Source organism: Amycolatopsis sp. NPDC006131 (genome assembly GCF_040614175.1).
Lineage (GTDB): Bacteria > Actinomycetota > Actinomycetes > Mycobacteriales > Pseudonocardiaceae > Amycolatopsis_E > Amycolatopsis_E tucumanensis.
The window spans coordinates 94,181-107,998 of sequence record NZ_JBEXTX010000013.1 but is presented as its reverse complement, the minus strand read 5'-3'; the positions used below and the strand labels follow the sequence as shown (position 1 = coordinate 107,998).

Annotated in this window: 15 protein-coding genes; 6 read left to right on the top strand and 9 right to left on the bottom strand. The window is 74.2% G+C overall.

Annotated features, from left to right (window positions below; genetic code table 11):
* Positions 1-514 precede the first annotated feature (514 nt).
* From ABZ215_RS10405 to ABZ215_RS10385, 5 genes are all read right to left on the bottom strand, one after another.
* Positions 515-1,033 (bottom strand): gamma carbonic anhydrase family protein, encoded by a 519-nt coding sequence (locus tag ABZ215_RS10405; protein ID WP_354949250.1) that lies wholly within the window; start codon positions 1,031-1,033, stop codon positions 515-517.
* 29 nt (positions 1,034-1,062) lie between these two features.
* Positions 1,063-2,346, bottom strand: a complete 1,284-nt coding sequence (locus ABZ215_RS10400) for an SLC13 family permease (protein WP_354949248.1) — start codon at positions 2,344-2,346, stop codon at positions 1,063-1,065.
* An 80-nt stretch (positions 2,347-2,426) separates the two neighbouring features.
* Complete coding sequence (locus ABZ215_RS10395; RefSeq protein ID WP_354949246.1) at positions 2,427-3,284, bottom strand: hydroxymethylglutaryl-CoA lyase; 858 nt, start codon at positions 3,282-3,284, stop codon at positions 2,427-2,429.
* Position 3,285: 1 nt separating this feature from the next.
* A complete protein-coding gene (locus ABZ215_RS10390) occupies positions 3,286-4,497 on the bottom strand; it encodes a CoA transferase (protein WP_354949244.1) in 1,212 nt (403 codons plus the stop codon).
* A 94-nt stretch (positions 4,498-4,591) separates the two neighbouring features.
* A complete protein-coding gene (locus ABZ215_RS10385) occupies positions 4,592-5,239 on the bottom strand; it encodes a helix-turn-helix domain-containing protein (protein WP_354949242.1) in 648 nt (215 codons plus the stop codon).
* Between the two features lie 155 nt (positions 5,240-5,394).
* On the opposite strand from ABZ215_RS10385, the gene ABZ215_RS10380 reads away from it, so the two are divergent.
* The 4 genes from ABZ215_RS10380 to ABZ215_RS10365 are packed head-to-tail and all read left to right on the top strand — an operon-like array spanning position 5,395 to position 8,312.
* Complete coding sequence (locus ABZ215_RS10380) at positions 5,395-6,366, top strand: thiamine pyrophosphate-dependent enzyme (protein WP_354949240.1); 972 nt, start codon at positions 5,395-5,397, stop codon at positions 6,364-6,366.
* Entirely contained in the window at positions 6,359-7,348 is a 990-nt protein-coding gene (locus tag ABZ215_RS10375; RefSeq protein WP_354714488.1) for an alpha-ketoacid dehydrogenase subunit beta, read from the top strand. The genes ABZ215_RS10380 and ABZ215_RS10375 overlap by 8 nt, the downstream gene beginning before the upstream one ends.
* Entirely contained in the window at positions 7,341-7,658 is a 318-nt protein-coding gene (locus ABZ215_RS10370) for a biotin/lipoyl-containing protein (RefSeq protein WP_020418037.1), read from the top strand. Before ABZ215_RS10375 ends, ABZ215_RS10370 begins: the two co-directional genes overlap by 8 nt.
* A 3-nt stretch (positions 7,659-7,661) precedes the next feature.
* Positions 7,662-8,312 carry an alpha/beta fold hydrolase gene (locus tag ABZ215_RS10365; protein ID WP_354949238.1) on the top strand — a complete coding sequence of 217 codons (651 nt, stop codon included), beginning with the start codon at positions 7,662-7,664 and terminating at the stop codon, positions 8,310-8,312.
* On the opposite strand, the gene ABZ215_RS10360 is transcribed toward ABZ215_RS10365, so the two are convergent.
* Complete coding sequence (locus ABZ215_RS10360) at positions 8,272-9,678, bottom strand: MFS transporter (protein WP_354949255.1); 1,407 nt, start codon at positions 9,676-9,678, stop codon at positions 8,272-8,274. The genes ABZ215_RS10365 and ABZ215_RS10360 overlap by 41 nt on opposite strands.
* A gap of 123 nt (positions 9,679-9,801) precedes the next feature.
* Here ABZ215_RS10360 and ABZ215_RS10355 point away from each other — a divergent pair, with 123 nt between their 5' ends.
* Positions 9,802-10,716, top strand: a complete 915-nt coding sequence (locus ABZ215_RS10355) for a LysR family transcriptional regulator (RefSeq protein ID WP_354949236.1) — start codon at positions 9,802-9,804, stop codon at positions 10,714-10,716.
* Between the two features lie 73 nt (positions 10,717-10,789).
* On the opposite strand, the gene ABZ215_RS10350 is transcribed toward ABZ215_RS10355, so the two are convergent.
* The 3 genes from ABZ215_RS10350 to ABZ215_RS10340 are packed head-to-tail and all read right to left on the bottom strand — an operon-like array spanning position 10,790 to position 12,930.
* On the bottom strand, positions 10,790-11,170 hold the full coding sequence (locus ABZ215_RS10350; protein WP_354949234.1) for a nitroreductase/quinone reductase family protein: 381 nt from the start codon (positions 11,168-11,170) through the stop codon (positions 10,790-10,792).
* Positions 11,171-11,179: 9 nt separating this feature from the next.
* The gene (locus ABZ215_RS10345) at positions 11,180-11,872 is read right to left on the bottom strand and encodes a response regulator transcription factor (protein WP_354949232.1); all 693 of its coding nucleotides are present in this window, start codon (positions 11,870-11,872) and stop codon (positions 11,180-11,182) included.
* Positions 11,869-12,930 carry a histidine kinase gene (locus ABZ215_RS10340; RefSeq protein WP_354949230.1) on the bottom strand — a complete coding sequence of 354 codons (1,062 nt, stop codon included), beginning with the start codon at positions 12,928-12,930 and terminating at the stop codon, positions 11,869-11,871. Before ABZ215_RS10340 ends, ABZ215_RS10345 begins: the two co-directional genes overlap by 4 nt.
* Before the next feature lie 497 nt (positions 12,931-13,427).
* Here ABZ215_RS10340 and ABZ215_RS10335 point away from each other — a divergent pair, with 497 nt between their 5' ends.
* Complete coding sequence (locus ABZ215_RS10335) at positions 13,428-13,754, top strand: DUF6223 family protein (protein WP_354949228.1); 327 nt, start codon at positions 13,428-13,430, stop codon at positions 13,752-13,754.
* The last annotated feature ends 64 nt before the right edge of the window (positions 13,755-13,818 follow it).

The following is a 13,818-nucleotide window of genomic DNA, read 5'->3' as shown; positions in this document are numbered from 1 at the left end:
GGTGCGGGCAGGTCTGGCGGTGCCGGCCGGCGGGAGCCGGATGCGCGGCAGGAGTCGGGCCGTGGTGCGGGCAGGTCTGGCGGTGCCGGCCGGCGGGAGCCGGATGCGCGGCAGGAGTCGGGCCGTGGTGCGGGCAGGTCCGGTGGCGCTGGTCGGCGGGAATCCGGCCGTGGCGCGGGGGCGGCCGCGCACAGGTCCGGCGGTAGCGCCCGGCAAGAACCGGGAACGCGGCAGCAGCCGGGTGGCGCCGCGGCCTTCTCCGCGGGCGCCCGCACCGGCCGCCGCCGGGGTGGCTCCTCTCGCTGATCGCGCCAGGCGCGCCGTGTCCAGCGCGGATCAGCGCTGGATGACAGCCGCACCGAGCGCCTGCCGGGCCGGGCTCCGCCCGGCGCGACCCGCGCCGGTGAGCCCCGACGGGCGTGGATTCGGTTCGCGCCCGGGGGGACATGCGCCGGGCGCGACTCGTGCTGGCCGCCGAACGCGCCAGGGCCCGAATCCCGATCCACGCCGGACGTCAGCCGCGCCGTGCGCGGGCGTGGACCCGAGCCAATTCCCGGTAGTTCTCGGCGTTCGCGCGCGTCGCGGCCTGCTCCTCGGCGGTGAGCGGGCGCCGGACCTTCGCCGGGATTCCTGCGACCAGTGAGCCGGGCGGGATGTCCGCGCCCTCCAGCACCACCGCGCCTGCCGCGACGAGGCTGCCCGCTCCGATCCTCGCGCCGTTGAGCACCACCGCGCCCATCCCGATCAGGCAGTCGTCCTCGATGGTGCAGCCGTGCAGGACCGCGCGGTGCCCGACGCTCACCCCCGAGCCGATCGTGACGGGGAACCCGGGGTCGGCGTGCACGATCGTGCCGTCCTGGATGTTGCTGCCCGCCCCGACGGTGATCGTGTCCAGGTCCGCCCGCAGCACGGCCGTGTACCAGACCCCGGCGCCCGCGGCGACGGTGACCGCGCCGGCGACCACCGCGCCCGGCGCGATCCACGCGCCCGCGTCGACGGACGGCTGTTCGCCGTCCACAGTGAGATGTTCCATGATGTCCTTTCCAGATGTCTACAGTGGATTCACAGCGCGGACGGCAGGATCGCCGCCGTCCAAGCGAGCAGGGGCGCGCCCACGACGACGAGCGCGCTGTAGGCGAGCATGCGGCGCTGGAAGACGCGCTTGTCCGGGACCTGGGCCTGCGCGAGCACGATGATCCCGTTGGTGGAGAACGGGCTCACGTCCACGACGGTGGAGCAGAAGCCGAGTGCGACGACGAACCCGGCCGCGCCGAGCTGCCCGAGGTCCAGCAACGGCACGGCCAGCGGGAGCGCGATCCCGAGGGTGCCGATGGAGGAACCGAACGCGGACACGATCGCCACGGCGAAGCACAGCAGGAGCGCGGCCAGCAGTGGCGACCCGAGTGCCGCGGCCGCCTCGCCGAGCATCGCCAGGGTGCCGTTCTCCTTCAGCACCGCCATGTAGGACAGCATCCCGCACACCAACAGCACGGCCGGCCAGGCGACCTCGTCGGCCGACGGCTTGTGCCGGTCCGGGGCGAACAGCAGCAGGACGGCGGCGATGACGAACGCCGCGACCCCGACGTCGATCCCGAACGCCCCGGCGACCAGCAGCGCGAGCATGCCGGTCAGGGTGATCACCCGCAGCGGGGTGACCCGCGCCTCGGTGACCACGGCGGTCCGGGTCCGCGTGAGCGTGCCGGTGGACCCGCCGCCGCCGGCCGGCTGGCCCGGTCCCGCCACGACCTCGTCGCGGACGAACAGGTCACGCCCGAGGACCGCGAACAGCACCGCGGCGATGAGCACGTTGAGCCCGAACGGGACGGCGAACAGCAGCAGCGGGCTGACGTCCAGGCCGGCGTCGTCCACCATGCCGGTGGTGAACGCGCCGTACACGGTGATGGGGGAGAAGGCGGCCGACAACGCGCCGTGGCTGAGCATCATGCCCATCAGCAGCGGGTTGATCCGGTAGCGGGCGGCGATCGGCATCGCGATGGGCGCGAGCATGCCGACCGCGAGCACCGACCCCAGCGACATGAGCACGGCGGCGAGCGCGAACATCAGCCACACCACCGCCCACCGCCGCCCGCGCACCAGCTTGAGCGAGGCGGCGACGACGAGGTCGATCGTGCCGTTGACCTTCGCCACCCCGAACAGCAGCGTGATGCCGACGACGAGGACGAACGTGTCGCCGGGGAAGTACCCGGTGACGTCGTCGACGGAGATGCCGGAGATCGCGCCGACGACGAACGCGGCGACGAACGCGAGGATCCCCATGTTGACGGGCAGGACCGTGGCGAGGGTGAACACCGCCACGAGGACGAGGAGTGAAACGAACTGGACCATTGCGACCTGTTCCGGTCACGCACGCCCGCGGGGGCGGGCCACGTCACCATTGACGAGGGACCAGGGGGACGACGCGGCCGTCAGGCCGGTGCGGGTGCGCGGCGCAGCGCCTCCCGCACGGTGGCGACCGCGGTGGAAAGCACGTCTTCGTCGATCCCGGTGGGGATTCCGCGGGCGTGCAGGTGCGCCACGAGATCCTCGGTGGCGATGTTGCCGTGGGCGCCGGGCGCGAACGGGCAGCCGCCGTAGCCGCCCGCGGCGCTGTCGAAGCGGGTGACGCCCGCCTCGATCGCGGCGTCCACTGTGCTCAGAGCCTGACCGTGCGCGTTGTGCAGGTGCAAGGAGAGTTCGATGCCGGGCAGGGCGTCGCGGACCCGCGCGAGCGAGGTCATGACCTGGTCGGGCGTGGCGGTGCCCAGCGTGTCGGCGAGACCGATGCGGCGGATGCCCATCACGGCGAACCGCCTGGCGACCGCGACCAGCCGGTCCGGGGCGACCGCGCCGTCGAACGGGCACACGAAAGCGGTCGAAATGCCGGCCCGGAAAGCGGTTCCCGGGTGTTCGGCCACGGCGCGAGCCAGGTCGTCCAGCGCGGCGTCGCTGTCCCGGCCGGCGTTGGCGCGGCTGTGCCCGCTGCTGGCGGAGGCGACGACCAGCACGTCGCGGGCGCCCGCGGCGACGGCGCGGCGCACGCCGCGGGCGTTGAGCGCGAGGAAGGTGTAGCGCACGGAATCCTGGTGCGGCAGTGCGGCCACCAGGTCTTCCGCTCCGGCCATCTGCGGCACCTTGGCGGGGTTGACGAACGATCCGGCTTCCAGGTGCCGCAGGCCTGCGGCGACGAGCGCCTCCGCGATCGCGACCCGGTCGGCCACCGGCACCACGGCCGGCTCGTCCTGCAGGCCGTCGCGCAGCACCACGTCGGTGATGGTCACGCTCACCTCAGATCACCTTCCGCTCGCGGTAGCCGGACAGGCGCTCGGCGCCGATGCCGAGCAGTCCACCGAGCACGGCCTCGGTGTGCTCGCCCAATTCCGGACCCGCCCACCGGACGTCGCCGGGGGCGCCGGGCAGGCGCGGCACCACGCCCGGGAAGCGGATCTCCTCCGGCTCGTCCTCGACCACGACCTTGAGGGGGCGCAGCATGTCCCGCGCGCGGTAGTGCTCGTCCGCGGCGATAGCCCGCGCGTCGTACACCGGCCCCGCGGGCACCCCGGCGTCGTTGAGGATCCGCACCGCCTCCGGCGCGGTGTGCGCGGAGGTCCACGCGGTGATGGCGGCGTCGAGTTCGTCTTCCCGGGCGGAGCGGGCGTCGCCGTCGGCGAGCGCCGGGTCCTCGGCCAGGTCCCGGCGGCCGACCGCGGTCATCAGGCGGCCGAACGCGCCGCTGGAGTTGCCCGCGATCATGACCGACTGCCCGTCGGCCGTGGGGTAGACGCCACTGGGCACCACACCGGGCAGGTTCCCCGCGGTGCGCTCGCGCACCACGCCGTAGGCGTCGTAGTCCGGGATCAGCGACTCCATCATCATGAACACCGACTCGTAGAGTGCGACGTCGGCGACGCGGGGGCCGTCGTGGGGGACACCGCGTGCCTTGCCCAGCAACAACATCAGCGCGCCGACGACGCCGTAGAGCCCGGCGGCGGCGTCGGCGATCGGTGCGGCAGGCCGCACCGGGGGACGGTCGGGGTGCCCGGTGACCTGCCGCAGCCCGCCGAAGGCTTCGGCGACGCCGCCGAACCCGGCGCGGTCGCGGTAGGGGCCGGTCTGCCCGTAGCCGGAGATGCGGACGACCACCAGGTCCGGGTTCACCGCGGTGATTTCGGCCGGCCCGAGGCCCCAGCGTTCCAGCGTGCCGGGGCGGAAGTTCTCGACCACCACGTCGCACTGCCGCGCCAGGTCCAGGACGAGCGCGCGGCCCTCGTCCTGCTTGAGGTCCAGCGTGACCGATTTCTTGTTGCGGGCGATGGTGCGGAACAGCATCGACGTGCTGCCCCGGGTGCGGCGCCAGCCGCGCAGCTCGTCGCCGACGCCGGGCCGTTCGACCTTGATCACCTCGGCGCCGAAGTCGGCGAAGACGCGGGTGGCGAAGGGGGCGGCGATGAAGTTGCCGAGTTCGAGCACGCGGATGCCGGTCAGGGGAGCGTCGGCCACAACGCCTCCGTTCTCAAATAATGACTACCGATGTCATTTATCGAGAAGGACCATAAGTCGCGAGGGCCCGGCGCCACAAGACCGGTGCCCAACTTCAGCGGTGGCGCAACGCCCTTTCCAGCGTTTCCGCGGCCGCGACCACGAGATCGCCGTACTGCGCGCCCGGCCCGTCGCCGGACACCCGGAACACCGGGGCGGCCAGGCAGACCGCCGCGACCACGTCGCCGCGGTAGCGCACGGGCGCGCTCACCGAACACAGGCCGGGGGTCCGTTCGGACACGCTCTCCACCCAGCCCCGGCCGGCGCCGGTGAGCGCCAGAGCTGCCGATCCCTTGTCCGACAACGGCAGCACCGTGCCCACGGGCACGGCGGCGCGCAGCTCGTGGGGCGACTCCTCGCTGGCCACGCACAGCCGGTCCTCGCCGCGCAGCACCCACAGCTGGGCCGTCTCGCCGGTCTCGGCGCGCAGCCCGGTGAGCACCGGCGTCGCGGCGGCCGTCAGCGCGGACGAGGCGAACCGGGGGCCGATGTGGTGGCGGCCGTCGTCGTCGCGGTGCAGCAGGCCGTGCTTGACCATGGCGGACACCAGCCGGTGGGCGGTCGGCACCGACAGCCCGAGCGCGCGGGCGATCTCGCTGGCCCCCATCGGGTTCGCCTCGACCGCGTCCAGGATCGCGACCACCCGGTCCAGCACACCTACCCCGGTCGACACCGTCTCGCGCCACTGCTCGTCGTCCGCCACGCCGACACGGTAGCGCCGCCGGTGCGCGGCCGTCGCGGCGGCTCGCTGGACAAAGTGACCAGTGAAAGGGGCGAAACGTCGGGCAGAACGCGCACAATGATCAGCGCCGGGGGCGACACTTGCGCAGCTCCGGCGCCGCCCCGCACGCTTCGGCCATGCACGAAGCTGATCTCCCCGCGCTCCACCGCCTGATGGTCGTGGCGCGCCGGCTCGACGAAGAGGCCATCGCGCTGCAGCGCCAGGGCGTGTTCCCCGCCTACGCGCCGGCCAAGGGCCAGGAGGCCGCTCAGGTCGGCAGCGCCGCCGCGCTCGACCTGGCCCGCGACTTCGCCTTCCCGTGCTACCGGGAGCTCGGCGTCGCGGTGGCGATGGGCGTCGACCTCGTCGGCTACCTCGCGACCCACCTCAACGTCTGGCACGGCGGGCTCTACGACCCGAAGGCCTCCCGGCTGGCGCCGTTCAACGCCGTCGTCGGCGGTCCCGTCACCCACGCGGTCGGCTGGGCGATGGGCGCGAAGCTCGACGGCACCGGCGGCGCGGCGATCACCTACTTCGGCGACGGCGCCAGCTCGCAGGGCGACGTGCACGAGGCGATGAACTTCGCCGGCGTCTACCGGCTGCCGGTGGTCTTCTTCTGCCAGAACAACGGCTGGGCGATCTCGGTGCCGACCGCGGAGCAGGTGGCGGGCGGCTCGGTCGCGGCCCGCGCCGCCGGGTACGGCATCGAGGGCGTGCGCGTCGACGGCAACGACGTGGTGGCGGTGTTCGAGGCGACTCGCGCCGCGCTGGACCGCGCGCGCGACGGCGGCGGACCGACCGTGATCGAGGCGATGACCTACCGGCTGGGTCCGCACTCCACTTCGGACGATCCCGGCCGCTACCGCACGCTGGAGGACGAGCGCGCGTGGCTCGACCGGGACCCGCTGACCCGCGCGGCCGCGCAGCTGTCCGCCGACGAGGTCGCCGCAGCCGAGGAGCACGCCGCCACGGTGGTGAGCGGTGTCCGCGACGGCCTGCTGGCGCTGAACCCACCGCCCGCCGAGGAGCTGTTCTCGTTCGTCTACCGCGAGCCCACGACGGCCCTGCTGGAGCAGCAGCGGGTGTGGAAGGAGTCCCTCGATGCCTGAGTTCTCGTTGCAGCAGGCGCTGAACCTCGCCCTGCGCCACGCGTGCGAGGACGACGACCGGGTGCTGATCTTCGGCGAGGACGTCGGCACGCTCGGCGGGGTGTTCCGGGTGACCGACGGGCTGCGTGACAAGTTCGGCGAGCACCGCGTGTTCGACACCCCGCTGGCCGAGTCCGCGATCATGGGCATGGCGGTCGGGCTGGCCGTCGCCGGGTGGCGGCCGGTGCCGGAGATCCAGTTCGACGGCTTCAGCTACCCCGCGATCGACCAGATCGTCAACCAGGTCGCCCGCATGCACTACCGCAGCCGTGGCGTGCTGAACATGCCGATCACGTTGCGGCTGCCCAGCTTCGGCGGGATCAAGGCGCCCGAGCACCACGGCGAAAGCCTGGAAGCGCTGTTCGCGCACGTGCCCGGCCTCAAGGTCGTCGCGCCGGCCACCCCGCGCGAGGGCTACCACCTGCTGCGGCAGGCGATCGCCGATCCGGACCCGGTGATCTTCCTCGAGCCCAAGTCCCGGTACTGGCACCGCGAGACGTTCGATCCCACCGAGCCGGCCGAGATGCCGCCGCCCGGCACCAGCCGTATCGCCCGTCCCGGCAAGCACGGCACCCTGGTCGCGTGGGGCGCGATGGTCGCCCGCTGCCTGCAGGCCGCCGAACTGGCCGCCGAGGACGGGGTCGAGCTGGAGGTCCTCGACCTGCGCTGGCTCAAGCCGATCGACGCCGACGGGCTCGCGCGGTCGGTGGCCCGCACCCGCCGCGCGGTCGTCGTGCACGAGGCGCCGCTGACCGCCGGGCTCGGCGCCGAGGTGTCCGCGCTGATCACCGAACGCTGCTTCGCCGACCTGCGCGCGCCCGTGCAGCGGGTCGCCGGGTTCGACGTGCCCTACCCGTCCGGCGCGCTGGAGGACGAGTACCTGCCCAGCGCCGACCGCATCCTGACCGCCGTGCAGACCACCCTGGAGTACCGCCGTGGCTGAAGTGACCTTCCCCCTGCCCGACCTCGGCGAGGGCCTGATCAGCGCCCGCGTGCTGGAGTGGCTCGTCGCCGAGGGCGACTGGGTCGAGCGCAACGCGCCGCTGGTCGAACTGGAGACCACCAAGTCCGCCGTGGAGATCCCCTCGCCCCAGTCCGGCCGCGTCACCCGGCTGCACGTCGGCGAGGACGAGGAACTCGCGGTCGGCGCGCCGCTGGTCACCTTCACCGTGGAGGACGCCGGGATCGTCGGCACCGTCCCGGAGGAGCGCAAGCCGCAGCGGCGGGTCCGCCTGACCCTGCCGGAGGACTGAGGCGTGTTCGCCACCGCCGCCGACGGCACCAAGATCTGGTTCGACCACGCGCCCGGGCCGCGGACGGTGCTGCTGATCCACGGCTTCGCCTCGGACAGCGCCCGCACCTGGGAGCAGACCGGCTGGTTGCGGGCGCTGGACGGGCTCGGGCACCTGGCCGTGGACCTGCGCGGGCATGGGCAGAGCGGCACGCCCGCCTCCGGGTATTCGCCCGGCGGCCTGGCACGGGACGTGCTCGCCGTGCTCGACGAGGCCGGGTTGTCCACTGTGGACGTCGTGACGTACTCGATGGGCGGTCTGGTCGGGTGGGAGCTGGCGCGGCTCGCCCCGGGACGGGTCGGCCGGATGGCGCTCGGCGGCATCGGCGGCCGCCCCGTCGCCCGCGAGTCGATGGAGCGCGTGCGGGAGGCGCTGTCCGGCGGCGACCTGGACGCCTGCGTCGACGGGATCGCCGGTCACCGCCTCGACGGCCCGCCGCCGGTGCCCGTGTTGTTCGCCGCGGGTGAGCAGGACGAGGTCGCCGCGGACGCGCCGGAGTTCGCGGCGTCGCTGGGCGCGCCGTTCGTGTCACTCGGACGGCGCACCCACTTCAACGCGGTGTCCAGCCGCAGGTTCAAGGACGCGGCGCTCGCGTTCCTCGCCCCTGCAGGATGACCAGCGCCCCGAGGACGAGCACGGCGGCGCCGATCACCCGCAGCCCGGTGTCCGCGCCCGACACGAACGCCGGGATCACCTCGTCGGCCCGGGCGCGGGTGAGCGCCTCGGCGACGGTGTGGGCGCCGCGGGCGTCCTCGGGGAGCGCGGCGGTGAACCGCGCCGTGAGCACGGTGCCGATGACGGCGACGCCGAGCGCGCTGCCGAACTCCCGGGTGGTGGCCTGCAGCCCGGTCGCGACCCCGGCCTGCGCGGCGGGCTGCGAGCCGGCGATCACCCCGGACAGTGTCGGCAGCGCGAGCGTCACGCCGATCCCGGTCACGACGAGCCAGGCCGCGTAGACGGCGTACGGGGTGGCGGTGTCGCTCGTGGACAGTCCGAGGAGGCCGGCGCCGACGAAGCCGAACGCGAGCGCGGTCACGGCGGTGAGGCCGATCCGCGCCGTCAGGCGGCCGACGTGCCGCGCGCCGAGGATGATCGGGACCGTCAGCGGGATGATCCCGAGGCCGGTCCACAGCACGCCGAAACCCTTGGCGTATTGGAGGAACGACGCGTTGACGTAGAACAACGCGAACATGCCGAAGAAGATCGCCGTCATGCCGAGGCACGCGCTGCGCAGGCCGGCGATCCGGAACAGCCTGGGATCCAGGAGCGGGTGGCGGACCTTGAGCTCGACGACGGTCCACACCGCGAACAACACGGCCGAGCAGGCGAACCCGCCGATGACCAGAGGGCTGCCCCGGCCGGCCTCCGGGCCCTGCACGATGCCCAGCAGCAGCGCCACCGACGCGGCGACCAGCAGGACCGCGCCCGGCACGTCGAGACGGCGGTCGTGGCGCGCCGACACCGGCGCGATGCGAGCCACGAGCGCGGCCAGGACCAGCGCGATCGGCACCGCGGCGGCGAACAACCAGCGCCACGACCCGCCGGTCAAGATCGCGCCGCCGCCCGCGTTGCCGATCACCCCGCCGATGCCGGTCATGGACGCCCACGTGGCGATGACCGGGCCCTTCCGGTCGGCAGGGACGGCGTGCAGCAGCACCGCGAGGGTGTTGGGCAGCACGGCGGCCGCGCCGATCCCGGTGACCGCGCGCCCGGCGAGCAGGAGCGGGATGCCCGGCGCGACAGCGGAGATCAGCGCGCCCGCCGCGAACAGGGCCAGGCCGGAGAGCAGCACGCCCTTGCGGCCGAAGCGGTCGCCCGCCGCGCCGCCGGGGATCACCAGGCAGGCGAAGAAGACGACGTAGGTGTCGACGATCCAGACCAGCGCCGATGCGGACGGCCGCAGGGCGCTGGCGGCCAGCATGGGCACGGCCAGGTTGATCGCGGCGACCATGCCGACGACGAGCACGACGCACGCGCACATGACGGTGAGCAGACTCCGGTGCGAGACCCGGGGGAGAACCTGTGACATGACACGGACGCTAGGGATTCCTTCGACCTGCTTGCCACGCAACTTTGGCAAGGGAACTTTGCGTACGATGCAACTGTGGCCGAGCACCTCGATCTGAACCTGCTGCGCGTGTTCGACGCGCTGCTGCGGGAGGGCAGCGTGACGGCGGCGGCCGAGCGGCTGCACCTGTCCATCCCGGCGACCAGCCGCGCGCTGGGCAGGCTGCGGCGGGCGATGGACGACCCGATCCTGGTGCGCGCGGGCCGCGGGATGGCGCCGACGCCGTTCGCGCTGCGCACCGCGCCGCGGGTGCGGTCGCTGCTGGAGGAGGCGTCGGCGCTGACCAGCGCCGACCGCGAGGTGCGGCTGGCGGAGCTGGAGCGGACCTTCACGATCCGCATCAACGACGGGGTGGCGGCGACACTGGCAGCGGCCGCGGTGGAGGCCGCGTCCGCGGTCGCGCCTGGGGTGACGCTGCGGTTCGTCGCGGAGGGCAGCGAGAGCGCCGAGGCCCTGCGCGACGGCTCGGTGGACCTGGACATCGGGGTCGGGGAGGCGACGGCGCCGGACATCCGCACGGCTGTGCTGTATCGCGAACGGCTGGTCGGCATCGTGCGGGCGGACAGCTCGCTGGGGCGGCACCGCCGTCCGACGCTGGCGCAGCTGTGCCGGCACCCGCACGTGTCGGCGTCCCGCCGCGGCCGGGCGCGCGGCCCCCTCGACGAGGCGCTCGACGCCGCCGGGCTGGAGCGGCACGTCGCGGCGGTGGTGCCGACCTTCGCGGTGGCCGCGCTGCTGGTCTCGTCGAGCAGCTACGTCGGGCTCGTGCCGCAGCGGCTGGCCGCCCAGTACGGCTCGGTGCTGGGCCTGCGGTGGTTCCCGGTCGCGGCGGAGCTGCCGGAGCTGGAGGTGCACCTGCAGTGGCACGCGCGCCTGGACGCGGACCCCGCGCACCGCTGGCTCCGCGCCACGATCCGGGACGCGGTGGGCGGGACGCCGGCACCGGGTTGATGGTCGACGCGGCCGCCGCGGCGGGTTCGGCTTTCGCGAACGGGAATTCCGCATCTGGGCGGTCACCGGCGGGTCAGCCGGACCACCGGGTACTCGCGGTCGCTCTTGCGCTGGTACTTGCCGTACCTCGGCTGCGCGGCGACGATGCGCGGCCGGCCCGGTCGCGGTCGGCGCCGTCGAGCCGCTGCGGTTTCACCGGTACCCGGTCCTGGCCGGACAGCCTGATCGCCGCGCGGTCCGGGTGCGCCGTCAGGTTCGCGTACCTGTCCGGGTTCCGGTCGCCGCCGCCGGCGAACCGGGTCAGCGGTGTCTCCCGCGGCTGCCCGCTGCGGCGGCCGGCGGTGTGCAGGATCAGGACGTCCATGCCCATCATCGGGCCGCCCTTGCGGCGGATGCGGGTGACGGTGCGGGTGTTCATGCGCCGCTGGAACCAGAGTGAAAGCTTGCTCGCCATGCCGGGCAGTCAACCGCGCGGCGTGGGCCGGTGCTTCTCGGTTCCTGAGCGGTTCGCGGGCGTGACCAGCCCGGACTCGTAGGCGAGCACCACCAGTTGCGCGCGGTCGCGTGCGCGCAGTTTCGTCATCGCGCGGTTGACGTGCGTCTTCGCGGTCAGCGGGCTGATCACCATGTGCTCGGCGATCTCGTCGTTGGACAGGCCCTGCGCGACCAGCGCCACCGCCTCGCGCTCGCGGTTGGTCAGTTCGCCGAGGCCGGGGCCGGGGTGGAGCGGGCGGCTGACGTAGCGGTCGATCAGCTTGCGGGTGATCGACGGGGCCAGCAGGGCGTCGCCGCGGGCGGCGACCCGCACGGCGTGCAGGAAGTCCTCCGGCTGGATGTCCTTGACCAGGAACCCGGCGGCCCCGGCGCGCAGCGCGTCGAACACGTACTCGTCCAGGCCGTAGTTGGTCAGGATGACCACGTGCACCGCCGCCAGCGCCGGGTCCGCGGCGATGCGGCGGGTGGCCTCGATGCCGTCCACGACCGGCATCTGGACGTCGACGAGCGCGATGTCCGGCACGTGCTCGCGGGCGAGCGCGACCCCGGCCGCGCCGTCGGCGGCCTCGGCCACCACCTCGATGTCGTCCTCGTTGTCCAGCAGCGCGCGGAACCCGCTGCGGATGAGCGGCTGGTCGTCCACCAGCAGGACGCGGATCACGGCACCCGCTCCACCGGCAGTTCGGCCTCGACGCGGAACCCGCCGTCGGCCCGGGGCGCGGCGTCGAGGCGGCCGCCGAGCGCGGTGACCCGTTCCCGCATGCCGAGCAGCCCCACCCCGGGCGACGGCGGAGCGTCCACTGTGGCCGTTCCGTCGTCGTCCACGCGGATCTCGAGCGCGGCGGGCCGGTATCCGATGTGGACCGAGGCGGTGGTGGCGCGGGCGTGCCGGGCCACGTTGGTCAGCGATTCCTGGACGATCCGGTAGGCGGTGCGCTGCACGGCGGCGGGCACGTCGCCGGGTTCGCCGTCGATCGTCAGCGTCGTCTCCAGGCCGGTGGATCGCGCGCGCCGCACCAGTTCCGGGACGTCGTCCAGGCCGCGCGGCGGGCTGGTGCCGTCGTCGCGCAGGGCCTCCAAGGTCGCCCGCAGCTCGCGGGCCGCTTCCCGTCCGGCGTCCCGGATCGCCAGCAGCGAGTCCGGCACCTCCTCGCCGCGCTTGCGGGCGAGGTGGACGGCGACCTCGGCCTGCACCTTGATGACGGAGATCTGGTGGGTGAGCGAATCGTGCAGCTCGCGCGCGATGTGCAGGCGCTCCTCGTCGGCGCGGCGCCGCGCGGTCTCCTCCCGGGTGCGCTCGGCCTCGTCCGCCCGGCGCTCGGCCTGGCGGACCGCCTCGCCCGCCGCGCCCGCGGCGACCAGCCACGCCAGCTGGAGCACGTCCCGGGAGTGGGCGAACGCTCCGCCGACGGTCAGGTCCTGCGAGATCAGCAGCGCGAACGGCAGCGCGGCGAGCATGACCACGGTGGCGGCCACCGTGACGAGCCGCCGCCCGGCGCGGACGGCGGCGAACACCGCGAAGAGGTAGGCCAGCGCCGGGACGTCGACCCCGATGGCCTGCGCGGCGAGCGCGCTGAGCCCGGCGGCCGCCAGCACGGCCACCGGCGCCCGGCGGTGCGCGGCCAGCGCCAGACTCCCGGCGGCCAGCAGCGCGTAGCCCAGCGGCGCGAGAGCCGGGGCGGGCGCCGACAGCGCGGTCACCAGGAGGATCGCCGCCATCCCGGCGCCGATCGCCCAGTCCCCGGCGCGAATGGGTTCCTGCCCGGTGCGGATGGCCCTGTCGCCGGGACGGGTCGCCCCGGTGGGGATGGTCCTGTCTCCAGGGTCGGTCGTCCCGGTGGGGATGGCCCTGTCTCCAGGGCGGGTCGCCCGGGCCCCAGTGCGGGTCGCCCAGCCAACGGCACGGATCGCCCCGTTCCTGACACGGGTTGCGCCGATCCTGAAACGGGTCGTCCCGTCCGCGGCTGGGGTCGCGCTGCCCCCGGCGCGGCTCACCCACTTCCCGGCGCGGCTCATGCGCAGAACATTAGCCCGATCGCGGCGGGGGCGAGTCCTGCGCGTGGAGCATCCCTCGGCTACCGCGGGCGTAGTAGTTCCGCGGTTCCTGCGGCGCGGGCGGCAGCGTGGATTGCCTGCGCGTGCCGGACGACCGGCGGGGTGATCCCGGGCAGCATCACCGGTGTCGGAAAAACCGTTGCAGCCAAAAGGAGTTCGCCATGTTCGTCCAGTACACGCTCGCCCAGGCCGTCGACGCCGGGACGCTCACCACGGGGCGGCTCGTCGGCACCGTCGCCGCGCTGGTGGCGCTCGCCGGTGTGGTCGCGGGGGCGCTGGCGGTGGCCCGCCACCGGCGGCGGGGCGCCACCGCCGCACTGGCCACCGGGGTGGCCGGGATGGCAGCCGGCGGGATCGTGGTGGCGCTGGCCGAGGGCGGGCCGGGCACCGGCTACGGCATCGTCGGCGGGTTCGCCGCCCTGGCGATCGGGCTGGTCGCCGCCGCGCTGGGTGGGCTGGGGCTGGCCCGCACCCGCGCCCGCGTCTGAAACCGGTGGCCGGAGCGGGCCGGTCCGCACCCGCACCACGCCCGCGCCGGAAACCGGTCGCCGG